Origin of the sequence: Arcobacter sp. CECT 8983 (assembly GCF_004118855.1) — a bacterium.
Taxonomy (GTDB): Bacteria; Campylobacterota; Campylobacteria; order Campylobacterales; family Arcobacteraceae; genus Halarcobacter.
The window spans coordinates 32,084-57,043 of record NZ_PDKF01000003.1 but is presented as its reverse complement, the minus strand read 5'-3'; the positions used below and the strand labels follow the sequence as shown (position 1 = coordinate 57,043).

Annotated in this window: 23 protein-coding genes; 6 read left to right on the top strand and 17 right to left on the bottom strand. The window is 27.5% G+C overall.

What is annotated here, in order from left to right; all coding sequences use genetic code 11:
* Positions 1-72 precede the first annotated feature (72 nt).
* The 3 genes from CRV01_RS02400 to serB all read right to left on the bottom strand — a co-directional run bounded on the left by CRV01_RS02400 (position 73) and on the right by serB (position 3,222).
* On the bottom strand, positions 73-1,425 hold the full coding sequence (locus tag CRV01_RS02400; RefSeq protein ID WP_129006653.1) for a class II 3-deoxy-7-phosphoheptulonate synthase: 1,353 nt from the start codon (positions 1,423-1,425) through the stop codon (positions 73-75).
* Positions 1,426-1,522: 97 nt separating this feature from the next.
* On the bottom strand, positions 1,523-2,524 hold the full coding sequence (locus CRV01_RS02395; protein ID WP_129006652.1) for a transaldolase: 1,002 nt from the start codon (positions 2,522-2,524) through the stop codon (positions 1,523-1,525).
* 77 nt (positions 2,525-2,601) lie between these two features.
* Positions 2,602-3,222 (bottom strand): phosphoserine phosphatase SerB, encoded by a 621-nt coding sequence (serB, locus tag CRV01_RS02390; protein ID WP_129006651.1) that lies wholly within the window; start codon positions 3,220-3,222, stop codon positions 2,602-2,604.
* 66 nt (positions 3,223-3,288) lie between these two features.
* On the opposite strand from serB, the gene ruvX reads away from it, so the two are divergent.
* Positions 3,289-3,669 carry a Holliday junction resolvase RuvX gene (gene ruvX, locus CRV01_RS02385; protein WP_129006650.1) on the top strand — a complete coding sequence of 127 codons (381 nt, stop codon included), beginning with the start codon at positions 3,289-3,291 and terminating at the stop codon, positions 3,667-3,669.
* Between the two features lie 5 nt (positions 3,670-3,674).
* On the opposite strand, the gene acpS is transcribed toward ruvX, so the two are convergent.
* On the bottom strand, positions 3,675-4,025 hold the full coding sequence (acpS, locus tag CRV01_RS02380) for a holo-ACP synthase (protein ID WP_129006649.1): 351 nt from the start codon (positions 4,023-4,025) through the stop codon (positions 3,675-3,677).
* Positions 4,026-4,173: 148 nt separating this feature from the next.
* Between acpS and CRV01_RS02375 the strand changes: the two genes are divergently transcribed.
* Positions 4,174-5,859: a sensor histidine kinase gene (locus CRV01_RS02375; RefSeq protein ID WP_129006648.1), complete on the top strand. Its 1,686-nt coding sequence runs from the start codon at positions 4,174-4,176 to the stop codon at positions 5,857-5,859.
* On the opposite strand, the gene CRV01_RS02370 is transcribed toward CRV01_RS02375, so the two are convergent.
* The 3 genes from CRV01_RS02370 to CRV01_RS02360 are packed head-to-tail and all read right to left on the bottom strand — an operon-like array spanning position 5,856 to position 12,450.
* Positions 5,856-6,893, bottom strand: coding sequence for a B12-binding domain-containing protein (locus CRV01_RS02370; protein WP_164970001.1), 1,038 nt, complete (start codon positions 6,891-6,893; stop codon positions 5,856-5,858). The genes CRV01_RS02375 and CRV01_RS02370 overlap by 4 nt on opposite strands.
* On the bottom strand, positions 6,880-9,246 hold the full coding sequence (locus tag CRV01_RS02365) for a bifunctional diguanylate cyclase/phosphodiesterase (RefSeq protein ID WP_129006646.1): 2,367 nt from the start codon (positions 9,244-9,246) through the stop codon (positions 6,880-6,882). Before CRV01_RS02365 ends, CRV01_RS02370 begins: the two co-directional genes overlap by 14 nt.
* Before the next feature lie 9 nt (positions 9,247-9,255).
* A complete protein-coding gene (locus CRV01_RS02360; protein ID WP_129006645.1) occupies positions 9,256-12,450 on the bottom strand; it encodes a CheR family methyltransferase in 3,195 nt (1,064 codons plus the stop codon).
* A gap of 135 nt (positions 12,451-12,585) precedes the next feature.
* Between CRV01_RS02360 and CRV01_RS02355 the strand changes: the two genes are divergently transcribed.
* From CRV01_RS02355 to tilS, 4 genes are all read left to right on the top strand, one after another.
* Entirely contained in the window at positions 12,586-13,545 is a 960-nt protein-coding gene (locus CRV01_RS02355; RefSeq protein WP_129006644.1) for an ABC transporter permease, read from the top strand.
* 57 nt (positions 13,546-13,602) lie between these two features.
* Positions 13,603-14,424 (top strand): pantoate--beta-alanine ligase, encoded by an 822-nt coding sequence (gene panC / locus CRV01_RS02350; protein WP_129006643.1) that lies wholly within the window; start codon positions 13,603-13,605, stop codon positions 14,422-14,424.
* A gap of 148 nt (positions 14,425-14,572) precedes the next feature.
* Positions 14,573-15,937: a 30S ribosomal protein S12 methylthiotransferase RimO gene (gene rimO, locus CRV01_RS02345; RefSeq protein WP_129006642.1), complete on the top strand. Its 1,365-nt coding sequence runs from the start codon at positions 14,573-14,575 to the stop codon at positions 15,935-15,937.
* Positions 15,927-16,919 (top strand): tRNA lysidine(34) synthetase TilS, encoded by a 993-nt coding sequence (tilS, locus tag CRV01_RS02340; protein ID WP_129006641.1) that lies wholly within the window; start codon positions 15,927-15,929, stop codon positions 16,917-16,919. The genes rimO and tilS overlap by 11 nt, the downstream gene beginning before the upstream one ends.
* Here the strand turns inward: tilS and CRV01_RS02335 are convergent.
* From CRV01_RS02335 to CRV01_RS02290, 10 genes are read right to left on the bottom strand one after another with little or no spacing between them, the layout of a single operon-like run.
* Complete coding sequence (locus CRV01_RS02335) at positions 16,916-17,179, bottom strand: hypothetical protein (protein ID WP_129006640.1); 264 nt, start codon at positions 17,177-17,179, stop codon at positions 16,916-16,918. The two genes, tilS and CRV01_RS02335, sit on opposite strands and share 4 nt — an antisense overlap.
* The gene (gene fliS / locus CRV01_RS02330) at positions 17,155-17,514 is read right to left on the bottom strand and encodes a flagellar export chaperone FliS (protein WP_129006639.1); all 360 of its coding nucleotides are present in this window, start codon (positions 17,512-17,514) and stop codon (positions 17,155-17,157) included. The genes CRV01_RS02335 and fliS overlap by 25 nt, the downstream gene beginning before the upstream one ends.
* A 59-nt stretch (positions 17,515-17,573) precedes the next feature.
* A complete protein-coding gene (fliD, locus tag CRV01_RS02325) occupies positions 17,574-19,448 on the bottom strand; it encodes a flagellar filament capping protein FliD (protein WP_129006638.1) in 1,875 nt (624 codons plus the stop codon).
* Positions 19,449-19,459: 11 nt separating this feature from the next.
* Positions 19,460-22,072, bottom strand: a complete 2,613-nt coding sequence (locus tag CRV01_RS02320) for a flagellar basal body rod C-terminal domain-containing protein (RefSeq protein ID WP_129006745.1) — start codon at positions 22,070-22,072, stop codon at positions 19,460-19,462.
* Positions 22,073-22,130: 58 nt separating this feature from the next.
* Positions 22,131-22,841 carry a flagellar basal body L-ring protein FlgH gene (locus CRV01_RS02315; RefSeq protein WP_129006637.1) on the bottom strand — a complete coding sequence of 237 codons (711 nt, stop codon included), beginning with the start codon at positions 22,839-22,841 and terminating at the stop codon, positions 22,131-22,133.
* Entirely contained in the window at positions 22,828-23,259 is a 432-nt protein-coding gene (locus tag CRV01_RS02310; protein WP_129006636.1) for a hypothetical protein, read from the bottom strand. Before CRV01_RS02310 ends, CRV01_RS02315 begins: the two co-directional genes overlap by 14 nt.
* A 1-nt stretch (position 23,260) precedes the next feature.
* Positions 23,261-23,782 carry a flagellar basal body-associated protein FliL gene (fliL, locus tag CRV01_RS02305; protein WP_129006635.1) on the bottom strand — a complete coding sequence of 174 codons (522 nt, stop codon included), beginning with the start codon at positions 23,780-23,782 and terminating at the stop codon, positions 23,261-23,263.
* A 2-nt stretch (positions 23,783-23,784) separates the two neighbouring features.
* Positions 23,785-24,282 (bottom strand): MotE family protein, encoded by a 498-nt coding sequence (locus CRV01_RS02300; RefSeq protein WP_129006634.1) that lies wholly within the window; start codon positions 24,280-24,282, stop codon positions 23,785-23,787.
* A 9-nt stretch (positions 24,283-24,291) separates the two neighbouring features.
* Positions 24,292-24,696 carry a hypothetical protein gene (locus CRV01_RS02295; protein ID WP_129006633.1) on the bottom strand — a complete coding sequence of 135 codons (405 nt, stop codon included), beginning with the start codon at positions 24,694-24,696 and terminating at the stop codon, positions 24,292-24,294.
* Positions 24,697-24,699: 3 nt separating this feature from the next.
* A complete protein-coding gene (locus tag CRV01_RS02290; RefSeq protein WP_129006632.1) occupies positions 24,700-24,960 on the bottom strand; it encodes a flagellar biosynthetic protein FliQ in 261 nt (86 codons plus the stop codon).

Here is a 24,960-nt window from a genome sequence, read left to right as displayed (position 1 = left end):
TATTGATTATACAAAAAGAATATTGAATTGTTGTTTATTTATAAGAAGAGTTTTAACTCTTCTTATAAAGTATTAAGCTCTTGCTTCCTTTAAAGTTTCAGCAATCATAAATGATAATTCTAATGCTTGATCAGCATTTAGTCTTGGATCACATTGAGTATGGTATCTACTAGATAGACCTTCAGCTGTAATAGCAGAACTTGAACTTCCTGTACATTCTGTTACATTTTGTCCAGTCATTTCTAAGTGAATTCCACCTGCATAAGTTCCTTCAGCTTTGTGAATTTGGAAGAATTGTTTTACTTCCCCTAAAATAGATTCAAAATCTCTTGTTTTATATCCATTATCAGTTTTAATAGTATTACCATGCATTGGATCAGATGACCATAATACATTTTTCCCTTCTTCTTTTACTCTTTTAAGTAAATTTGGGAATTTATCAGCAATTTTTTCGTTACCCATTCTAACAATTAGATTTAATCTTCCTGCTTCATTTTCTGGGTTTAATGCATCAATTAGTTTAATTAACTCATCTTCTTGCATTGAAGGACCAACTTTACATCCAATAGGATTTTTGATACCTCTAAAATACTCCAAATGTGCACCATCAAGCTCTCTTGTTCTATCACCTATCCATAACATATGAGCAGAACAATCATACCAATCACCAGTTAATGAATCTTTTCTTGTAAGAGCTTCTTCATAATTTAGAAGTAATGCTTCATGAGAAGTATATAAAACAGTCTCTTTTAATTGAGCTGTATTTTCAGCAGTGATTCCACATGATTGCATAAAATCTAAAGTTTCAGAAATCTTATTTGCTAAGTTTTCATACATTTCACCCAATGTATTATCTTTTACAAAATCAAGGTTCCACGAATGAACTTTATTTAAATCAGCCATACCACCCCTTGCAAATGCTCTTAAAAGGTTAAGTGTTGCAGCACTTTGATTATATGCTTTTAATAGTTTTTTTGCTTTTGGCGCTCTATCTTTTTCATTAAAGCCCATATTATTAACAATATCACCTCTATATGAAGGTAAAGCAATTCCATTTACTTCTTCAAAGTCTGCAGATCTTGGCTTTGCAAATTGACCTGCAATTCTTCCTACTTTTACAACGGGGCATCCCCCTGAAAAAGTTAAAACAATCGCCATTTGCATCATTACTTTAAATAAATCTTTTATATTATTTGCGTTAAAAGCATTAAATGATTCAGCACAGTCTCCACCTTGTAATAAAAATGATTTTCCATTTACTACATTAGCTAGTTGTGCTTTTAGATTTCTTGCTTCCTCTGCAAAAATCAGTGGAGGATAAGAAGCTAATTCACTCTCAACTTTTTTCAATTTTTCTAAATCTTTATATGTTGGTTGTTGCTTAATAGGGAAATCTCTCCAGCTATTTGGACTCCAAGCTTTCATTCTATAACCTTTTTTACTATTGAAATTGGAAAAATTTTATCCAAAAAGAACTTTAAGTTGACTGGAAAATGGGAAGGATTAAAGTAGTAAAACTACTTTAATCTGCTTTTCTTGATAGTTTATTTAGTAGATCTGCAAAAGAGTTTTTAAATGCTTCTAAACCATCATTTAAAAGCTTTATATATACTTCTTTTACATCAATACCTTTTGATTCTAATAGTTTAAAGTATTTGTTACACTCTTCTTCACTTATTATCTTAGAAGGTGTTTTTTGACCATTTTCTAACCAATCTTCAATTGTAGCTAATGGAGCTGTATTTACTGAGTGAGGATAAATTAAAGTATCAATATAATAACTTGCTCTTAACTCATCACCCTTAACTCCTGTACTTGCAAAAAGTGTTCTTATATTTTTATTTTCAAACTTTTCAACTTCATGGTAACACTTAGTTGCATTTATTATTCCAAGTTTTGCTGTTTCTAAACCTTTTGAAATCATTCTATTATCGCACATTCTATCAAGTCTTGAAACAAATACAGAGATAACAGCTTTAATATCTTTATTTGAAGCCTTAATTCCTGCATCAAGTGCTTGTGCACATTTAATAGCTTGTTCTGGAGAAAAAATCAATGTTGCATTTACATGAATACCTGCACTTGTAAGCTCTTTCATTGCTTCATAACCAGCTTCAGTAGCTGGTACTTTAATCATAACATTGTCTTCACCGATTAAAGAATTTAGTCTCATTCCTTCTTCTACAGTACCTTTTGTATCATCACAAAGTGTTGGATCAACTTCAATTGAAATAAACCCATCATTATTATCTTCTAAATGTAAATCATATAAAAGTTCAGCAGCCCTTCTAATATCAGAAACTGCTAACTCTTCATAAATAGTTTTTGCTTCATTTGCTTTTAGCATTTGAAGTTGTTGATCATATGCTGCTGAATTTGTAATAGAAGATTCAAAGATTGCTGGATTCGAAGTTGCTCCATGAATTACTTCATCTTTAATAATATCCTGAAATTTATTTTCTAAAAAATCTCTTTCTATAAAATCACACCATAAAGAGTAATTAATATCTTCTTTTAAACTCATGTTTTCTCCTTTTATAGTCCCTATTAAAAGAGACTTTTTCTTTTATATCTTCTTTTAGTATAGGAAATAAATTCCTATTAGATATATTTTAATATTTTTGTTAAATCTTTTTCATCAACAATGATATTAGCCTCTTTTTTTAGTATATCTTTAGCACAAAATGCAACTTTTTTTGCTGCATAAGGGAACATTGAAACATCATTTGCTCCATCGCCTGCTACTAAAGTACTTTCTGGTGATACTCCAAGCATAGCTTGAACTCTTTGTATCATGTCCCCTTTACTAAAACCAAACATCATATCTCCACCAACAAGACCAGTTAAAATTCCATCTTTTTCATGTAAAATATTAGAAAAGTCTGCATCTATTCCTAGTTTCTCTTTTGCTGGACCTGTTCCAATTCTAAAACCTCCTGAGAAACAAACTACTTTATAGTCTTGTTTTTTAAGTTCAGAAATTAACTCAAAAGCACCTGGCATAAGTGGTAAATCTTTGCAAATTTCTACAGCTTTTGCATATTCTAAACCTTTTAGTAAAGATACTCTTTCAACTAAAGATTCAAAAAAGTCAAGCTCTCCTGCCATAGCTTTTTCAGTAATACTTGCAACTTTTTGTTCTAAACCTAAAGGTTTAGCTAAAAAGTCTATGGTCTCGCCATCCATTAAGGTTGAATCGAAATCAAATACAGCTAATTTCATATACATTTTCCTACTTTTATTCTTTTAAGGTTATAATATTATCCAAATTTTACTAAAGGAAACTGATTGAAGTTAGCTTGCATTGATATTGGACTTAAAAGAATAGGACTTGCAATTTGCCTGCAAGGTGATATTGTTACACCACTTCCTGCAATCTTAAGAAAAAATAGAAACCAAGCTTCTAATGATGTTTTAAAAACTTTAAATGAGTGGGAAATTGACACTTTAATAGTTGGATTTCCTAGTGCAAGTGAAGATATGCAAAAAAGAATAAAACATTTTGTAAATTTGCTTGATTTTAAAAAAGAAGTTATCTTTCAAGAAGAGAATATGAGCTCAATAGAAGCAGAAGATTTGATGAAAGGCGATATCAAATACAAAAGAGATGGTAGAGTTGATTCCCTTGCTGCAAAAATTATTTTAGAAAGATACCTTAATAAAAATTAATCTCTTTATTTAATTAAATTATATACTGCTGCTATTGCAACACCTTTATCATGTGTTATTGAAAGGGATGTTTTTTTAATATTATATTTTTTTCTCAATGCCTTAGAGTACTTTAATTTAGGTGCTCCTTTTTTGCTTTTTTTAATTTTTATATCATGAAAGGAACACTCTTTCCCAATGCCTGTACCTATTGCTTTACTTGCTGCTTCTTTTGCAGCCCAAAAACCAGCTGCTGTTTCAAATCTTTTTATTAATTCAATTTCTTCATCCTTTAGAAATCTTTCATAAGCTTTTCGCCCAAACTTTTCATACATATTTTTGATTCTATCAATTGAAACTATATCTATTCCTATCATTTTTAACCTTTATTATAAAATTATACTTTTTTATATGTTAGTTTTCAAAATGAGTACTCTTTATAGTCCTGAATTAATAAATAAATCATTATTTAAGTTATTGTTAATATCTACTTATATAAAATATTTATATATTTAGGACGTTAGTATGAAAAATAAAGATAAAATTAAGAGTGAGCTTGAAGAACATTTCTTTGAAATAATAGATCAAGCTAGAAATGGTATTACAATAAGTGATCCTAATCAAGAAGACAATCCTTTAATTTATGTAAATAAAGCTTTCACAGAAACCTTTGAATATAGTTTTGATGAAGCAGTAGGTAAAAACTGTAGGTTTTTACAAGGAACTGATAAAGACCAAGCAAATCTTGAAATTATAAGAGATGCTATTAATACACAATCAGAAGCTCAAACTGTTTTAAGAAACTATACAAAAAATGGTGAACTTATATATAATGAAGTAAAAGTAAGTCCAATCTTTGATAAAAAAACTGGATTATTAAAATTTTTTTTAGGAATTCAAAAAGATATAAGTAAAAGTAGCTATAGAATAAAATCAAAGCCATTATATGAAGACCAAGTTACAAATAGAATTTTTAATGAATTTACTCAATCTTCTTCAAAAATTGATTCTGATTCATTAATCCAAGAACTAAATATTTACCAAGCAGAACTATTAGCTCAAAATGATGAATTAATTCAAAAAGATAAAAATCTACAAGCATTAAATGAAGAATTCTCATCTTTATTTTTAGATGCTCCTATTCCATATTTACTAATTGATTCTAATTTAGAGATTAAAAGATTTAATCACCTTGCAGATGAATATTTAGGAATTTCAAATTCAAAATTAATGATTAAGTCTTTGTTTTTTTATATTAAAAGAAATAATATCCAGAAAATAATATCTTGGATAGTTAATAAAGATTATAAAAAATTTCCCATTGAGATTGATGTTCTTTGCAAGTTTGGAAATAGAAGACGATTTAAATTTAATGCTAAAGAATATATGTTAGATAACTCATTAATTATGCTTTCTCTTGTGGATATACAAGAAGAGTATGAAATAAAAAGTAACCTTGAAGTAAAAGTACAAGAAGAGTTAGAGAAAAGAATAAGCCAAGAAAAGTTTATAGAAAAACAAGCAAAGCTTGCATCAATGGGTGAAATGATTGATATAATAGCACATCAATGGCTAAATCCTTTAACGATAATTCGCCTTTATGCTCAAAATAGTGGTATAACAATAAGTGAAATAGAAAATAGAATTGAACAATTAGATAATATAGCTTATGACTTAGGGGAGATAGATAGACAAACAAAGCATTTAGTTGATACCTTAAATGAATTTAGATCTTTTTTTAGACCTGATAAAAACTCTGAATTAATTTCTATGAAAGTCTTGATAGATTCAGTTTTAGTTTTATTAAAAGATGAATTAACAAAAAATAGAATAATAGTAGAAATAGAGTATGAAAAAGATTTCAAAGTTAAAGTTATTGAAAACCAATTTAAACATGTACTTATAAATCTTTTGACTAACACAAGGGATGCTTTCAATGAAAATAATATAGAAGATAGAAAGATAACTATATTTTTTGAAGAAGATAATAAAAATCATATTTTAAAATATGTAGATAATGCAGGGGGAGTACATGAAGATAATTTACCTAAATTATTTGATTTAAACTTCACAACTAAAAGTAGCAGTAAAGGAACAGGAATAGGTCTTTATCTTTGTGAACAGATAGTAAAAAAATTTACATCTAGTATAAAAGTTTGTAATTTTGAAGATGGAGTTTGCTTTACAATAAGGTTTCCTAAATATTATTAAATCTCTTCTAACTTATTTAAATAAAAATCTGTTTTAAAAAGTTTTGAAGGATTTATAATATTTTCGAAAGCAGCCCCTGCAATTCCTATTACTAAGTTTTGAGGAAAGATCTTTTTATCTTTTTTTATTTCATCAATAATTAAAGCTATATCGATCAAACTTGCCTTTAAAGTAGCAGAAAAAATAATGTAATCAGGTTTAAACTCCATAATTGCTTTTTTTATTTCTTTTGTTGGCATACTTGTTCCTAAAGAAGTGACTTTATATCCAAGTTTTCTATATACTAATGCTGCTATTTTTATAGCAAGTCCATGATATTCATGGGGTGCTGCTGTTAAAAAGATATGTTTATCTTTATCTTCAGACTCCTTTAAATTCTCAATAATACTTAAAATTACCTCTTCTAATGTATTTGTTGCTATATGTTCTTTAGCAACTGAGATTTCATTTGCTTCCCATTTAAACCCAACATATTTCATTGCATTTGATATTGTAGTGTTATAAATTTCTAGAAATTCATTAATATTTGAGACTTTTTTATTAAAAAAATCTGTTATATAATGATTATTTCCAATTATTAGATTTTTTGCAAAATCCTCAGCTTGCGTATCTTCTAGAATATATCTTTTATATGAAGCTTCTTTCTTTAGATTTTCATGTTCATTTTCAAGTTCATTTGACAATGATTCAATTTCAAGACAATCTTTTTTAAGTATATATTTTTTACATACTTCTTCAAAAAGTCTATTTAAGAAAATAAAAAAATCTAAATTAACTTCTTTAAAAAAATAGACTCTATAAAGCCAAAGCTGATACTCTAAGAAAAAAGTAGCTTTTTCAAAATAAAAAGCTACTAAAATCATTTTAAAGTGATATTTTATTATGTAATGTATCTCACTTTCATGTATTATATGTAAAGTATCTTTTATCATTGGCAATTTTGAATTTCTTATTTGTTCTTCTAAATCCATTGTTATTTCAAAAGAGTGTCTTTTTAAAGCTTCATAAACTTTTTTCCGTTTATTTATATTCATTTTTAAAACTCCAATCATTTTGGATAATATATTCGATTGGACTAGGCTTACAGTAATAATAACCTTGTGCAACATCAACATTAAGTTTTTTTAATAGTTTTGTATGTTCTAAAGTTTCAACACCTTCAGCTTGTATTTCATATTTAAATATATTTGCAATATTAACTATTGCTTTTACCATATCATTATCATCATTATCATTTATCATATCTAAAATAAATGATTTATCTATCTTAATTTTATTAACGGGAAGCTTTTTTAAATAACTCAAAGAAGAGTAACCTGTACCAAAATCATCTATTGCAATACTTAAACCTTCTTTTTTAAGCTTTTTAAGTACTTCTATTGCTTTTTCACTATCTTTCATTACTGATGTTTCTGTAATTTCTAATTCAATGTTTTTGGAAGAAATATTAAAATCATTTAATATAGTCTTCACTTTTTCAAAATAATTTTTCACAATCAATTCTTGTGCAGAGACATTTACACTTAATACAAAATCTTTACCAAATTTATTTAATAAAGTAGGTAGGCTCTCACAAGCTTTTTTTAATACAAACTCACCAATCTCTTCTATAAAACCATGATGTTCTGCAGATTCAATAAAAACCTCAGGACTAATAAATCCTTTTTCAGGATGTTTCCATCTAATTAGTGCTTCAGCTCCTATTACATTCTCTTTTTTTGTATCTACCACTAACTGATAATATAATTCAAATTTTTTATGTTTAGTTACTTCTTTTAAATCTGTATATAAGGATACTTTTTCCATCAAATCTTCTGTCATAGTTTTATTATAAACCATTACAGAGTTTCTTCCATTTTTTTTCACTTCATACATTGCTGAATCTGCATTCTTTGATAAATCACTTGCATTTAACCCATGAGTTGGGAAAATGGAAATTCCTATAGATAAAGAGAGATAAAATGTTTTATTCTTTATTAAAAATGGCTTATTTATTTCATCATTTAATTTTTTAGAAATTAAAATAACATCACTTAATTCTGTGATATTGTCAATTATTACATTAAATTCATCTCCACCTATTCTTGCAATAATATCTTCTTTTCTTAGGATTTTTTGAAAACGTGAAGAAAGCTCTTTTAATACTAAGTCTCCTATATCATGACCTGCTGTGTCATTTACTTGTTTGAAATTGTCTAAATCAATAAACAATAAAGCAAATTTTCTAGTATTTCGCACTGCTTTTGCTATTGTTTTATTTAACATATTTTCAAACTGCGCTTTATTTAAAAGTCCAGTCAAATGGTCATGGTTTGCATAAAATTGAAGTTTTTTATCTGTCTCTTTTAAAGAAGAAATATCAGTAAAAATTGCCATATAGTTTAACTCATTTGTATTTTTATCTATTACCTTTGTGATAGATAACCATTCTGGATAAACTTCCCCATTTTTTCGTCTGTTCCAGATTTCTCCTTGCCATGAACCAAGATGTATTAGAGAATCCCATAAATTTTCATAGAAATATTTTTCATGTACTCCTGATCTCAATATCTTTGGAGTTTTACCTATAACCTCATCTTTGGTATATCCCGTTATTTTACAAAAGGCATCGTTAATAGTTATTATCTTATTCTCATTATCTGTTATTAAAACACCTTCATTACTATGTTCAAAAAACTTTGCTGATCTTTTTAAGTTTTCTATATACTCTTTTTCTTTAGTATTGTTCATACAAAAATGAACAATATTTTTTCCAGAGGTCTTATAAAAAAAAGATTTAAACCATTGATTATTTTGCTTTTTCTGTATAGTATAAATCTCTTTTGTTTTCAGGTTTTGAATAATTGAAGTAAAATCTATTTCACAGTTTTTTATATCATCAAAATGAAATATTTTCTTATTTTCAATTTTATTTGACTTTTTGTAAAGAGTGTTTGCATAAACTAAAAAACCTTTGTTATTGTATATAGCAATACTTAATGAAGTATTATCAACTGCATCAATTATTGTCTTTTCTATACTCTTTAAATATTTACCTTTATTTGTTTGTTTTGATGAATCTTTTAATATGGTATCAAATTTAAATATATCTATAGGTTTTGTTAAATAAAAAATTTTTTGATTTAGAAACTCTTTTGGTACCTGAATTTGTTTTTGAGAAAAAGGAGAGATAAGTATAAAAACTCCTTCTTCTTTAAAACTAATATTTGATAAATTTAATACTCCTTGTTTATCTTCTATATCAATTATTGAGAGCTTCCCATTTAATGTACAAGGTTCCTCACATAGTATAAACATTTTATTAATTTCATAATCTCTTAATTTCAATAATTTTTTATAGCTATCTTTAGTATTATTATTTTGTACTATCAAATTAACAAGATTCATTTTTTAACCTTAAATTTGAATTGAAATAGTTAATTGCTCTTTATAACTATAATCAAACTTGAAAGAAAAAACCTCAAGAAGTTTATTTAAAAAAGAGATTTCATCTTTTGTATTTATCTTTATATTTGACTTTATCACTAAGTAAGAAATACCTTTAACATCTTTTTCACTTAACTCTAAAGATACAGTATTCAAACCAAGTCCCGTTGAAAGTTTCACATAAAAATCAAAAATACCATACATATTTTCATAGAGTTTTTTAACACCAACTATCTTTTCACTATGATTTTTAACTCTGTTTTTACAATAAATTATTTCATTATCAAAACTATTTAAAAAACTATTTACACTATTAAATAAGGATTCTTCTTTAAAGTGTATATCATTAGTGTAAAAGTTTATTTTTTCCTCCAATATTGATGAAATAAGATTTATTTTTTTATTGCCTAAAGTAAGTTCTTTTTCATTTCCTTCTATACTATTTAACTGTAAAGAAAGTTCCCCTAAAAGATTTCTAATACTTGAATTAATATCTAATAAAGATGTCTCAAAAAGACTTAAACTACTATTTTCAAATAAGTTTTTATTTTTATGACTTAATCTTTGTTCATATTGGCTAATATTATTTTGTAAGGTATGGTTTTCTGTTAAATTTTCTATACAAAATACTGCGCCTTGGAAATTCCCATCAAAATCAAATTGAGGAGAACCACTTACTGATAAGAAAATTCTTTTATTTCCTCTTTGTATTGATTGGTTTACATTATAAATGGGTTCAAATGTTCTTTTTATAACAAAAAAAGGCAGTTCTTCTTCTAAAAAATCCTCCCCTGAAAAAGTTTTAATTTTCCATTCTTTACTATCGTAGGTTCTATTTAAAATTTCACTCTTACTTATATCAAATAATTCCAGTGCAAAATCATTAGCAAAAGTTAGTTTTCCATGATTATCAACCATTGTTATTGCAATGGGAGCTGTATTTAAAATTAATTCTGTAATCTCTTTTTGTTTTCTATACTCTTCTGTTTTATTTCCTAATTTAGAAGTTAATTCTTCAAGTTGTTTTGCTCTTTTGTCCTTATCTTCATATAAAACTCTTAATTCAGAATATGCAGTTTGTAACTCTTCATTTGTACTTTGTAGTTCTTCATTAGTTGTTTCTAATTCTTCATTTGAACTTTGTAGCTCCTCGTTTGAACTTTGTAATTCTTCATTTAAACTTTGCATCTCTTCATATGAAGTTTCTAACTCTTCAATAACATTTTGTAAATGTGATTTTGTACTATCTAATTCTTGTGTTAGCTTTTGAATTAACTCATTTTCATTACCTTCATAAACTATATTTTCCTTTATATCATGAGACTCTTCTGACTGGAAAAATATAGTATATAACCAATCATCACTTTTTTCATCTTTAATTGGAGTTACTATAAGTCTTACGTATCTAACAATATCTTCAAAAAGAATTACTGATCTAAATTGAGTTGTTTGTACAGTTTTTCCCTTTGATGATTTGTTTAAGGCATTTCTTAAATCTAAGGAAATATCATCATTTAACAATTTGAAAATATTATTACTTATCTTTCCTTCTCTTGGTTTTATATAAGGAATATCACCTTTTATATAAACAATATCATTCGAAGAGTTTACTACTACACAACTTTTTAATAAAACTTCTTTTAAAGCATCAGTAACAACACTTTCTAAAAATTCTTCTTCATTTCTTATTTTTAAACTATTACTTTCAATTAGTTCGGCTTTTTTATAGCCAGAAGAATAGTTATACAGTTTTGGAGGTTCTTTTATTCCAGTAAACTGTGCTTTAAAAATTTTTGATGATTTATCAATTAAACTAAATAAATCAATATGTTGTCCAATTGATTCTGATTTTCCTAGAAATAATATTCCATTGTCACGAAGTGCATAATGAATAATTGGAAAGAATTTATTTTGCAAATCATTACTAAAATATATAAGCATATTTCTACAGGTTATTAAATCAAGTCTTAAAAAAGGTGAGTCACTAATAATATTGTGTTTAGAAAATATTACTAATTCTCGAAGTGATTTTTTTATCTCAAAATGATTCTTTTGTACAGTAAAATATTTTTTTATTATCTCTTTATCTACACCTTCAAATGAAGTTTCTGGATAAATACCAGTTCTTGCTATTTTTAAAGATTCATCATCTATATCCGTTGCAAAGATTTTAATTTTGTACTTAGATATTTTCTCTTTTAGAATTTCTGATAAAAGAATAGCTACAGAATATGCTTCTTCTCCTGTTGAACAACCAATTGACCAAAATCTTATCTCTTCACCTTGCTCTTTTTTAGACATAATTGTTTTAATCTGAGCTTCTAATTTTTCAAATGCTTCTTTATCTCTAAAAAATGCAGTTACTCCAATTAAGATATCATGATAAAGATTGTTTAGTTCATCATTTGAATCAGATAATATTTTAATATACTCTTGCAAAGATTTAAGCTTTAAAGCTGCTAATCTTCTTTCTATTCTTCTTATTAAAGTATTTTTTTTATATAAAGAGAAGTCAACACCAAATTCATTAAAAAGTAATCTATAAATTTGCTGTAAAATTCTATCATTTACTGATAACTCTAGTTTTTCATCTAAAGATGCTACTATATCACTTATCTCTGAACCTAATTTTTCAATAGAAACGACAAGGTCAACTTTTCCTGTATTAATTGCCGAAAAAGGCATACCATCATATTTTGCAGTTGTTGGAGCTTGGGCTATTGTTATTCCACCTTCTGCTTTTATAGCTCTAATTCCATGGGCTCCATCACTTCCTGTTCCAGAAAGAATAATTCCTATTGCATTCTCTTTAAAGTCTCTTGCTAAAGATGAAAAGAAATAGTTTACTGAAGGTTTAGGACCAAAGGATTGTTCAAGTGTTTTTAAAAATAATTTACCATTTTTTACACATATATCAGTATTTTCAGGAGTCATATAAATAGTTTTTGCTTTAATTTTAAGAGCATTTTTTACTTCAATTACTGGAATATTTGTAGTTCTTGATAACAAGTCAACCATCATACTTTTATGGGTAGGACTTAAATGTTGTGCAATTACAAAAGCACAATTGTCAACTTCACCTAAATTTGAAAGCATAGTTTGTAAAGCTTCCAAACCTCCTGCACTTGAACCAATTCCAACAACTACTAAATCGTCTTTTGACATATAAATCCTTGAGCTTTAATGGATATATTTTACCTTGTAATTTTTAATATCTATATAAATTTTTTAATTATTGTTTTTATATAACAAACTTTTTGATATTATTTCATAATGAATTTATACAAGGCTTGAAGCAATATGAAACTTTTTCTACAAAAAATATTATATTTAATCATTATGCTTTTTATTATAAGTCTTATTTCTTTTATAGCTATAAATCTAGCTCCTAACTCTTTTTTTGCAAGTGGAGAACTAAATCCAAACATCACAAAAGAGTCTATTGAGCAACTAAAAGCTATTTATGGCTTAGATAAACCTCTTTATGTACAATTTTTTTCTTGGATATGGGCAATTTTACATCTTGATTTCGGAATATCTTTTGCAAGTGGAGAGCTAGTAAAAAATGAAATATTACAAAGACTACCTGTAACTTTAACACTAAATATCATTTCAATGTTTTTAATCTTTATAATTTCTCTTTATTTAGGTATAAAAGCAGCTTTAAATAAAAATTCCTTATTTGACAAGTTTGCTAGTCAACTTTCACTAGTAAGCTTTTCCATGCCTTCTTTTTATTTAGCGTTAATTGCAATAATGGTTTTTTCTATTCACTTAGAAATCCTTCCTATTGCTGGACTTCACTCCGTTGCAGATGATGGAAGTTTAACTTACTATTTAGATTATGCATGGCACTTGATTTTACCAATTTCTATAATCACTTTTGCAGGAATTGGAAGTTTAACTCTTTATGTTAGGTCACTTGTAATTGAGATTTTAAAATCTGATTATATCTTTTTTGCAAAAGCAAGAGGACTTACAAAAAGTCAAATCCTTAAATACTATATTTTACCAAATCTTTATCCTCCTGTTATAACCTTACTTGGATTATCTCTTCCTGGAATAATTGGAGGAAGTGTAATATTAGAATCAATTTTCTCAATAAATGGAATGGGCTTATTATTCTTCCAAAGTGCCTTAAGCCATGATTACCCCGTTATTATGGGAATACTTATAATTGGTGCTTTACTTACACTTCTTGGAAATATGATCGCTGATTTAATATTATTAAAACTAAACCCAAATTACGATGCAAAATAATAAAACATAAGCAATTTTGTAATAAACTTCAAAAAAAGAAACTTTATAAGGAAAGTCTTGAAAATTTTAAAAACTATAGAAGAACTTCAAGAAGTAACTTCTTCTAATAAAAGTAAAACTACAGGTTTTGTTCCTACTATGGGAGCACTTCATGATGGACACATCTCTTTAATAAAACAAGCAAGAAATGAAAATGAAGTAGTTGTAGTTTCTATCTTTGTAAATCCAACACAATTTCTTCCAGGTGAAGATTTAGATGCTTATCCAAGACGAACTGAGGCAGATAAAAAAATATGTGAAATGTGCAAGGTTGATTATCTATTTATGCCTGAAATTTCTTCAATGTACACAAATGAAGAAATTCTAATTAAAGCTTGTAATAATAGTTATGTTTTAGAAGGCAAATCTAGACCTGGACATTTTGATGGTGTTTTACAAGTTGTTTTAAAACTTTTTAATTTAGTTCAACCTACACGTGCATATTTTGGAAAAAAAGATGCTCAACAATTAACACTTATTCAAAAAATGGTTAAAAATCTATTCTTGCCAATAGAAATAATACCTTGTGAGATAGTAAGAGAAAAAGATGGTTTAGCACTTAGTTCTAGAAATATTTATTTAGATGATATTCAAAGAAAAGATGCTTTACTTATTTCTAAAGCTTTATATTTAGCAGCTTCACAAGTTGGGAAAGGTGAAAGAACAGCTTCTATTATAAAAGGAAAAATGCAAGAAATAATGCAGACCTTAGATGTAGAATATATTGCTATTGTAGATAGAAACTTTAATGAAATCCAAGAGATTGAATTAAAAAATTCTATTATACTTGTAGTTGCTAGATTTGGTAACACAAGACTTCTTGATAATATTTGGTTATAAAAGGTGTACTAATTAAAGTACACCTTTAAAGAATACTTCTATTTTTATAATTACAATACAAAATTAATATAAAACTTTCAGCTAATATAATTTACAAAAACCTGATATTATGCTAAAATTCGCAAAAAATTTAAAAAGATAAAAAAGAATGAGATTTAGCGAAACAAAACCTACAAAAACTTTACATTTAGTTAGCCTTGGGTGTACTAAAAACCTTGTTGATTCAGAAATCATGTTAGGAAAACTAAAAGAGTATGAAATAATCAATGATCCTACTATTGCTGATGTAATTATCGTAAATACTTGTGGATTTATTGATAGTGCAAAAGAAGAGAGTATTAATACAATTTTAAATTTACATGATGAAAGAAAAGAAGAGTCTGTTTTAGTAATGGCAGGATGTCTAACACAAAGATATCAAGAAGAGCTACAAAAGGAGCTTCCTGAAATTGATATTTTTACAGGAGTTGGAGACTATGACAAAATAGACAAACTTGTAAATGAAAAAAGATCTGCTTTTACTGATGAAGTATTCTTATTAGATGAATCAAATGATAGAGTTATTACAGGTTCTTCTTACCATGCATATATCAAGCTAAGTGAAGGGTGTAATCAAACCTGTTCATTTTGTGCTATTCCTAGTTTTAAAGGTAAACTTCATTCTAGAACTTTAGAATCACTTGTAAAAGAGGTTAAAAATCTAGTTTCTAATGGATATAAAGATTTCTCATTTGTTTCACAAGACTCATCTTCTTATTTAAGAGATTTGAATATTAATAATGGACTTGAAAAGCTTATTGAAGAAGTTGAAAAAATCAAAGGAGTTCAAAGTGCAAGAATTCTTTATTTATATCCAAGTACAACAACTTTAAAGCTAATAGAAAAAATTAAAAACTCAACTGTATTTGAAAACTATTTTGATATGCCTTTACAACATATCTCTTCTAATATCTTAAAAATTATGAAAAGAGGAAAAGGTGTTGAAAAATTAAAAGAGCTAATGAACTCAATGAAAGCAGTACCAAACTCTTTTGTAAGAACAACATTTATTGTAGGACATCCTGGAGAATCTCAAGAAGACTTTGAAGAGTTATGTGATTTTGTTAGAAACTATAAGTTTGACCGAGCAAATGTATTCTCGTACTCAGATGAAGAAGGAACAAGTGCATATGATATGTTAGATAAAGTTCCACAAGAGATTATAGATGCAAGAGCTGAAATTCTAGGTGAGATTATAAAAGAGACTACACTTGAATCACTAGCACAAGAGATCGGAAATGAGTTTGATGTTTATGTTGATGGAGAAAGTGATGAACATGAGTATTTATTAAGTGCAAGAAAAGTAGCTTGGGCTCCAGAAATTGATGGAGAAATTTATATTAACGACAATGAACTACTAGATGAAAACAGTGAAGCAAAACAGATTGAATTTGGTGGTAAATACAGAGTTAAAATTACAGAATTAGTAGGAGACAAACTACTAGCAACTGTTACAAAAGAATATGCAAACTAAAAACTTTGAAGTAATCAACACAAAAAAAAATCTATTAGGATTTTCAGGAGGTGTTGATTCTTCTGCTCTTTTTTTTCTTTTACTAAAAAAAGATATTTCCTTTGATATTGCCATTGTAGATTATAACTTTAGAAAAGAGTCTAAAGAAGAAGTCGCCTATGCAAAAGAATTAGCAAAAAAATACAATAAAAAGATTTTTTTAAAAGAAGTTGTTTTAGACAATACTTCAAATTTTGAAAAAAAAGCAAGAGATATTAGATATGGTTTTTTTGATGAGATAATTGAAAAAGACAACTATGAGTCTCTAATTACTGCACATCAACTAAATGACAAGTTAGAGTGGTTTTTAATGCAGTTTACTAAAGGAGCTGGCTTAAATGAGATTCTATCTTTCGAATTACAATCAACTAGAAATAACTACAAAGTATTTAAACCTCTTATTAACACATCAAGAAATGAATTAGAATGCTACTTAAAAAAGCATGATATTAAGTATTTTATTGATAGTTCAAATGATAATGAAAAATTTAAGAGAAATTATTTTAGAAAACATTTTTCAAATAGACTTATAAAAGAGTTTGAAGAAGGAATCAGTAATAGTTTTGAATACTTAGAAGAAGATTTAAAATCATTGAAAAATACAAATTCCTTGCTTTATAAAGAAAAAGATTTAGAGATTTTCAAAAATACTAAAGATGATAATTTAAATATTAAAATCATTGATGAAAGTTTAAAAAGAAGAGGAATACTTCTTACAAAAAAACAAAGAAAAGAAATATTAGCTCAAAAAGAGTTAGTTGTTTCACATAAAATAGTAGTAACTATTTTTGAAAATTATATTTATATTTGCCCTTATATTAAAAATATTGTTTTAACAAAAGAGTTTAAAGAAATTTGTAGAATAAATAAGATTCCTAAAAATGTAAGATTTTATATTTTTAATTTTTTGGATATAAAAGAAATATTAGAGAAAATAGCTTAAGTAAACTTTCTTACTTTTCTATTTTCAACAATCTCTTTTCTTGTAATTTCTTTGTGAGTTTTTAAAAAATCTACACTTTTATAAAAAAGTTCTTGAAGTTTTTTTAAGTCTTCAAGTTCTAAATCAAAGTTAGTAATGTCTCCATTACTTAAATACTTCTCATACCATCTTACAAGAGCGTCTGCTCTTTCGTAAGAGTCTAAAGAGTCAATATATATTAACTCATCTAATGCCTTTAAAGACCTGTCTCTTCTTTCCATGCGTCAATTAAACCTTGAACAACTTTCATTACTTGTTCTACTGCGTTGATATTATCATCAACACCTGCTGTGAACAATGTTTCTATTTGATATAAATATAAGCCGTCTAAATAATAAGAAACATCTCCTCCACTATCAAAATCAAGTACATTTCGTAATTCATCAAAAATAGCTACTGTTTTATTAATATTAGTGAACTTAGATTCTACGTCACCTGTCTCCATTGCATGCTTTACAAAAGATAAATATTTTATACTTCCTTCATATAACTTTAGTACAAGCATGTAAGGGTCATTTGATACTGCGCCTTGTTGCTGATATGCTTCAATTCCCATTAAATTCTCCAATTAATATTCGAAAAGTATATTATAATTTTACTTAAGTTGAACTAATTCTAGTTACTTGATGTTGATTGTTCAATCATCATTTTTAGACCTGAGAATTGGTTTTCAAACTGTGCAATTACTGCACCATATGATGCAAATTGCTGTGATAATAATGCATATCTACTATCTAAAGATTCTTGTGCTTCTTCAACATCTTCTTCTAAAGATTCTTTTCTTGAATTCATATTCTCTTCATATTTAGTTAGCAAACCTTCAAAAGAGTCTAATGAATCAACATACTCTTTTAATTGAGTTCCTAATCCAGGCTTCTCAGCTGCTCCAATAAAAAGATTTTTTAAAGAATCAATATCGTTTTCTAGTGCTTCATTAAACTTTTCACTATCTAAACTTAAAACACCACTTTTATCAATTTCAAAACCAAAATTAAAGATACTTAAATCTTCATCTTCTCCATATTCCCCAAAAAGTTCTTTTTTAACCCCTTCAACTATAGTTCTAAGGACTGACTTATCTTGTATTTTACTATCAGCAGAATATAATTCATCATCAATTTTAGATATTAAAGCATTGTATTGTGTAACAAATTCTTGTACCATAGGTTGAACTGTAGAAACATCTTTCTCAATAGAAATTGCTGAAAACTCTCCTGGTTCGTTTTCTTCAACTGCAGTTATTTTTAATCCACCATCAACAACTATAACATTTGAAGAAACATTATAATTAATACCATCCACAGTTGCTTTTAAATTTTGTGCTTCTACTGTATGGTTTGCAGCTTCACCATAACCTAAGTCTGTTATCCCAGTTTGAGTAATAGTAATTGCATGTTCAAGTCCAGACTCAACACTTTTAATAACTAATCTATTTGAATCAACTCCTACTTTTTCAATATTTGCATTATAACTACTATTATTGCTTATTTTTTTTGCTAATTGCTCATATGTGATATTAGCAGTAGAAAATTTTTCACCTAATGACATTCCTAAAGTTTCTGAAGTTAAAGATTCAGTTACAGTTATTTCTGTTTCTCTATCAGCATGAGATATTGATAACCTACCTTCAGAAGTTAATCTTGCATCAAGATCTTCATCTAAATTTATTTCTTTGATTAAATCATCATAAGTAGTCTCTGCACTAACAGTAAACTCTTTATCTACACCATCTACAGTCACTGTTATAGTTCCACCATCAGCATCAACTATTTCTTTACCATATACCATAACATCACTTTGGTAAACAGGTTTACCTGGCTGAGACAATGTTAAAATATCATCAGATATAGGTTTAGTAACAAAAGAAGTAAAACTATCTTCTTCATTAATTTCAGAAGCTAACTGTCTATATGATTTCTCAGCAGTTAAAAAAACAACATCTCCACTTCCTGCATTATCATTAAGAGTTAAAGTATGTGCAGCAGCATCATATGTAGCAGTCATTGTTCCCTCATCATTGATTGCTTGTGCTAAAGCTCCATAGTTTTCATCATCAGTAGTAAAAGTTTTCCCATTAATTACAATACTATTATCTGTAGGTATTTTTGCATCCTTATCAGTAAAAGTATTAGATTGAAAAACATCTTTTTTTGCTAACTGCTCTACAAAAACTTCTGTTGTACCTTCACTAATTTTTCCAACATTAACTGCATCAAAAACAGCAGAAGTACCTACAACATTTGCTGATTTTTGATTAAAAGCATTTATTCCACCTTTAACAAAAAGGTCAAAAGGTTTTACACTATCTAAGAATATATTAACTTGTTCTATAATAGCTTTTAGTGCATCACTTTCACCACCTTCTTCTGTAATAGCATTAAGTCGGTCTTCAATTGGTTGTACTCTTGCAGCTCTATCTGCTTCTTTTAATTTATCAAAAAGCTCTTGGTTTAAACTAGAACTTCCTAATCCTAAGATTCCTTCAGCCATAATTGCCTCCTTTACATTCCAAGAAGAGTTTGGATCATCTCATCTACAGCAGTAATAATCTTTGCATTTGCTGTATATGCTGCTTGAAATTGCATTAAATTAATCATCTCTTCATCTGAATCAACTTTTGTTAGTTGTTCGAACTTAAACTGTATTGCTTGATATACAGTTTCTTGTGTTTCAAGTAAGAAATCATTATTTTCTTTATCAGAAGAGATATTTACTCTAATCTCTTGAAAATATTCTGATAAAGATGTAATGTTTAAACTAGATGCATCTTGCTCAAAACCATCAAATTCTAAATCTTTTTTCCATTGCATGGTTGCCATATAATCTAAATCTACTTGATTAAGATCATTTACAGCTTCTTCATTAAATTTTAAAGACATTACATCCATACCACTAAAAAGATTTAAATTTTTAACTTCTCTATCACCATTATATTTGTCAGTTGCTACATGCCCATAAATATAATCACCAGTAGCACTTGTTTTAACAAATTTATCATATACATCACTTAATGTTCTTGCAAAATTGTCTAACTTTTCTTTATAATCAATAATCTTATTATTAGGTGAATTTGTTGTTAAATTTTCTGTTTGACCTTTTAATATTCCTGATTTTAAAGTTATCTCTTTATCATAAACTGATAAATATACTTTATCTTCTGCCTCTTTACTTTGTTGCTCATTTTTAAATATAGAACCATTATTTTTATTAACTTGTTCTATTCCTAAAGGTGTTGGTAAATCTTCAACTATTTCTAAAGTTTCATTTCTATTTTTTAGATTTGAAATTGTGAATTTTCCATCTTCAGTTACAGAAGCATTTAAATCTGGATCCGCATTTATTTTATCTACAAGTTGAGCATATGTAGTAGTATCAGTAATGTTAAACTTTTTCTCTTCCCCATCTACTGTTATGCTAATAGAACCTCTAATTTCTGTTGAAGCAGTAAACGAAGTATTATTATTAATTACTGTTGCAACATCTCTATAAGTTGCAGGTGCAGCAGTTGAAAAATTATGCCCATTTATTGATAACTGCTCAGTAACTGCATTATAAGAAGCTACAAAATTAGGGTCAGAATTTATTTCAGTTGCTAATGCTGCAAAATCTTCTCCAGCAGTAATAAATTTCTTATTATTTACTACAAATGCATTACCTTCTGCTGCTGTATAAGTACCATCTGCATTTATATCAGCTACTAAATCATCAAATGTTTTTCCTGCCGTTGAAAAAGAAGTACCATTAATAGTTAATGTTTCTGAAGTAGCGTCATAACTTGTAGGTGAAAAAGTAGGACTTCCATTAAGTGCACTTGCTAAAACTGAGAAATCCCCTTCTAATGCACTAAAGCCTTCTCCATCAATAACAATATGTTTATATCCTTCAACTGGTTTAGACAAATCACTATCAACTCTATCTGCTGGAGCAACTGTATTTTTACCTTCATAAGTTGGATTATAAGCCTCTTCTACAACAATTCTTCCTTGAAACTTACCATCTTCTCCATCAACATTTGCTTGTACTCTTAAAAACTCATCTTTTCCAGTATTATCAATGATATTACCTTGTTCATCAACAGAATAATCACCATTATATGCTGTTACATGCTCAGAAATATCTTTATTACTATTAATTGCAAAAGATAAGGCTCTAATATAATTTGTTTCATCTACAGTATCTGCTACACCATCTTCATCAAAATCAATTTTATATTCATTACCTTCATTATCTTTATAAGTATTACTACCTATTTCAACAGATACTTCAAACTCATTATTGAATTTGTATGATATTTTGTCACCAGGACCTATATCATAATTTTCTGCAATAGCATCGCCAGGTTTGCCTGAAGGAGGATTTGTTGAAAATCTATCTATTTGAGGAGAGTTTTCCTCAACTAAATTTATTTCACGAATATTTGTGTTATATCTAACTGCAATTTCGCCACCAACTTTTAACATATATTCATTATTGCTTCTATCAACTTCAATATCTACATATTTAGATAACTCTTTTTCAAGTTGATCTCTTTTATCTAGTAAATCATTTGAAGCTTCTTTATGTTGTCCAAGTTGTTGATTTATTTCACCAATTTCATTAATTAAGTTGTTAACTTTTTTTACATTCTCTTCTAAAGAAACTTTTATTAATTTTTCTTCTTTTTCAATATTTGAATATAGGTTTTGTAAAGACTCTACTAATACTCTACCTTGTGTTTTATATGTTGTTCTATATATTTCTGAATTTGGATTTGTTCTTAAGTTCTCAATTGCTTGAAAATATCTATCTAAATCACTTGAAAAACCACTTTCATCTGTTTCTTCAAACATAATTTCTATATTTCCAGTTATACTTGAAATAGTATCATAGTAATTCATTTTAGTATTTTCATTCATTAAGTTGTCATACATATATTGAGAGGTGATTCTATAGGCTGAATCAGCTTTTACTCCACGTCCCGTAAATTGAGCATCAGTTAATTCTAATTCACTTAATTGTACAACTCTTTTTTTATACCCTGGAGTATTTTCATTAGCTATGTTGTTTGATACATTTTCTATGGCTTTTTTTGAGGCATAAAGACCACTCTGTGCCACATGTAATGAATTTAGCATAATTACTCCTTTTTGTGATACTTTTACTAATTATCACATTACATTTCTTAAAATTAGATTAAAAAGGCCAGAAAGTCTGTAGAATCCTAGTTGCCCAAGGGGTTCTCATAACATCTTGCTCTTCACCATCTTTTATATATAATATCTTCAAATTTGCAACTTGTGATGAAGTTACTGAATTTTCAGGGGTTATATCATAAGGTCTTATTACTCCAGTTAAAACTAATGATTGCTTTTGCCCATCAATTAACATCTCTTTTTGTGCACGAATTAAATAGTTACCATTTTGATATGTCTCTTCAATTATAGCAGAAACACTAGTAGTAAATGTTTCACTAAGATTAGTTTTTACTTCCCCAGTATTTTCACTTTTGCTTTTAGTTCCAAAATTCACACCTGCATAAGAGTTAAACTTATCTGCTGCTTTTTGTACGGTAGAAGATAGAGGAATATTAGCATCCATTTGCGAGACCAGTCCACCACCTAAGTTAGAGTTTCTGTCTGAACTTATTTCTCTTTTTGTATTTGTTTTTGAATTTAATGATTCACTAATTTTAACTTGGATTATATCTCCAATTTGTAAATCTTTTTTATCTGCAAATAATGAAGGTCCTCTCATTGAATATAAAGAACCTTTTTTCTTTTGAACTACTGGCTCTTTTTTAGGAATTTGAAGAGCTGGTTTTTCAAACTTTATTTCAGGTTGTTCAACACATCCTGCCAATAAAAATGGTAAAATTGTTAATAATAGATATTTACTTAATTTCATTCATTTTACTCTCAATTACATATTTTAAATCAATAGCAATTTTTATATTTTTTAAATCTTTTTTTATTAAAGCTGTACTTCCATATCTAACTTTTAGTGCCTCTAAGTTAGTCCCAACATCTGCTAAAATCAAAACTTTATCTGAGATAATTTTAACATCTTGGATATTTCTTTGTCCAATTAAATCAACTGCAGTTTCAACTTCTCTATAAATAATTCTTTCTAACTTTTTTTGCATAGCTTTTTGATTATCTATTTCAATTGCTTTTAATTTCTGTTCTTGCTCTTTCTTCTGTTGCATAGCAAATTCATTACTCATATGAAAATAATAAGCAATAAACATTACTACAACTGCAATTGCAGAAGCTACTTTTATTAAAAGTCTTTTTTTATTATTAGTTTTAACTGCAACTATCATTTTATTTAATTACAAAAGTTGTAAATAAAATATTTTTAACATTATTTCTTTTTACATCATCATTACCTGATGTTACTTCATTAATAATATTATTAATATCTTCCATTAGCTCTTCTTTTAAAAGTGCTTTGCCACCTACAGTTAATAACTCTTCTGAACTTCTTGAACTAATTTGTGCAATAACAGCATCTACTATTTCTGGTTTATACTCTTCAACTATTTTTTCAATTGTAGGTTCTGTACTTTTTATATGAAAAGATAGTTTCATTAGTTTTTCTCTACCTTTTGCATTAGTAATATTAAGTACTAAATCATTAATTGCTGTTTTATACATTTCATTTGAATCGCCAGCTTCTGCTTTTTGTACTTGTTGTTCTGTTTGTTGACCATTTAATACTCCACTACTAACTAGCAAATAACCACCAACACCTACTGCAAGCAATAAAATAACAATCAGTGCTATAAGCACTATCATTAAACCTTTTCCACCACCAGCTTTAGTTTCGCCATTTTCTTCTGCCATAATTATCCTTCGTCCTGATTTTTTGCCCTATAGTCTTTTAGCATTAATGTTAGCATTGCTGCATTTTTTGGGCTTAAAAATTTCATTAATGATGTAACATTGTTCTCTTTTAATCTTAAGATTATATCAAAAACATCTTCAACTTTTCCACTATTAATCATTTCATTAAATATTGAAGCTGCTACTTTTGGTTTCATCTTATTGTAAATTTTTGAAGTTTTCCCTTCAACTTCTCCATTTATATCTTTTAAAAGTTGAAGATTTTCATCTCTTATTTTAGCAATTGCTTTTTTCTCATTTTCAACTTTTTTTATTAAATCAAGTAACTCTTTTTTTCTTTCTTGATACTCTTTTTCTTTCTTATTATAAAAAATATTAAGCTCTTTTTTTAATTCTTTTACTTCAATTTTTTGTTTAATTAAAGCTGCACTAGTTACTCTATCTTCTTGAGCATTTAAAACTATTGTTGATATTAAAAATAAAATTACAATTTTTAACAAATACTCTCCTTATCTATTTATATATTTACTTTGAACGTACTCTTCTGAAGCTTCCATTTCTGCTTTTAGTATTTTCAATTGTTTCTCTTGCTTAATTTCATCAAGCATATACTCATATTGCTCAGTCTCTTTTTGAAGTTCTACTATTTCTTCAATAACTTTTTGCATTTTTGTAGCAACTCCAAATTTTTCAGCTTCTAATTTTTTTACATGTTCTTTCATTGTATTTTTATGCATTTCTAAAACTGCAAAATCTGAAATAGCACCAAACTTTTGAACACAAGCACTATTGATTTGATTATGTGTTAACATAATCTCTGCATCTAATTGATTTATTTTTGACTGTAACTGAGCTCTTTCCATAAATTTTTGATCAGATTGAAGTTTCTTCAAATTATATAATTGATCAATCATAAATCACTCTCCAAAAACCAACATTAAATCCCAAAGGTCTTTTGTATATGTAGTAATATGATCACCTACCCAAGGTAAAGTAATTAAAACAAAAATAGATACAACTATAACTTTAGGTACAAAAGTTAAAGAAGCATCTGAAACTTGCGTTACTGCCTGAAAAATTGAGATTATAAGTCCAATTACCATACTTACAATCAATGACGGTAATCCTAAAATAAGAATTATTTTTACCGTATTTTCTGCAATAGCTATTAGATCCAT

Excerpts from the sequence above, each read along its gene's own strand:
- CRV01_RS02395 (WP_129006652.1), bottom strand. The coding sequence starts at position 2,524 with ATGAGTTTAAAAGAAGATATTAATTACTCTTTATGGTGTGATTTTATA.
- CRV01_RS02355 (WP_129006644.1), top strand. The coding sequence starts at position 12,586 with ATGAAACTTTTTCTACAAAAAATATTATATTTAATCATTATGCTTTTT.
- CRV01_RS02375 (WP_129006648.1), top strand. The coding sequence starts at position 4,174 with ATGAAAAATAAAGATAAAATTAAGAGTGAGCTTGAAGAACATTTCTTT.
- fliL (WP_129006635.1), bottom strand. The coding sequence starts at position 23,782 with ATGGCAGAAGAAAATGGCGAAACTAAAGCTGGTGGTGGAAAAGGTTTA.
- CRV01_RS02315 (WP_129006637.1), bottom strand. The coding sequence starts at position 22,841 with ATGAAATTAAGTAAATATCTATTATTAACAATTTTACCATTTTTATTG.
- CRV01_RS02370 (WP_164970001.1), bottom strand. The coding sequence starts at position 6,893 with ATGAATATAAATAAACGGAAAAAAGTTTATGAAGCTTTAAAAAGACAC.
- CRV01_RS02320 (WP_129006745.1), bottom strand. The coding sequence starts at position 22,072 with ATGCTAAATTCATTACATGTGGCACAGAGTGGTCTTTATGCCTCAAAA.
- tilS (WP_129006641.1), top strand. The coding sequence starts at position 15,927 with ATGCAAACTAAAAACTTTGAAGTAATCAACACAAAAAAAAATCTATTA.
- CRV01_RS02290 (WP_129006632.1), bottom strand. The coding sequence starts at position 24,960 with ATGGATCTAATAGCTATTGCAGAAAATACGGTAAAAATAATTCTTATT.
- CRV01_RS02310 (WP_129006636.1), bottom strand. The coding sequence starts at position 23,259 with ATGATAGTTGCAGTTAAAACTAATAATAAAAAAAGACTTTTAATAAAA.
- CRV01_RS02365 (WP_129006646.1), bottom strand. The coding sequence starts at position 9,246 with ATGAATCTTGTTAATTTGATAGTACAAAATAATAATACTAAAGATAGC.
- CRV01_RS02400 (WP_129006653.1), bottom strand. The coding sequence starts at position 1,425 with ATGAAAGCTTGGAGTCCAAATAGCTGGAGAGATTTCCCTATTAAGCAA.
- acpS (WP_129006649.1), bottom strand. The coding sequence starts at position 4,025 with ATGATAGGAATAGATATAGTTTCAATTGATAGAATCAAAAATATGTAT.
- CRV01_RS02335 (WP_129006640.1), bottom strand. The coding sequence starts at position 17,179 with ATGGAAAGAAGAGACAGGTCTTTAAAGGCATTAGATGAGTTAATATAT.
- CRV01_RS02295 (WP_129006633.1), bottom strand. The coding sequence starts at position 24,696 with ATGATTGATCAATTATATAATTTGAAGAAACTTCAATCTGATCAAAAA.
- fliS (WP_129006639.1), bottom strand. The coding sequence starts at position 17,514 with ATGGGAATTGAAGCATATCAGCAACAAGGCGCAGTATCAAATGACCCT.
- CRV01_RS02360 (WP_129006645.1), bottom strand. The coding sequence starts at position 12,450 with ATGTCAAAAGACGATTTAGTAGTTGTTGGAATTGGTTCAAGTGCAGGA.
- serB (WP_129006651.1), bottom strand. The coding sequence starts at position 3,222 with ATGAAATTAGCTGTATTTGATTTCGATTCAACCTTAATGGATGGCGAG.
- fliD (WP_129006638.1), bottom strand. The coding sequence starts at position 19,448 with ATGGCTGAAGGAATCTTAGGATTAGGAAGTTCTAGTTTAAACCAAGAG.
- rimO (WP_129006642.1), top strand. The coding sequence starts at position 14,573 with ATGAGATTTAGCGAAACAAAACCTACAAAAACTTTACATTTAGTTAGC.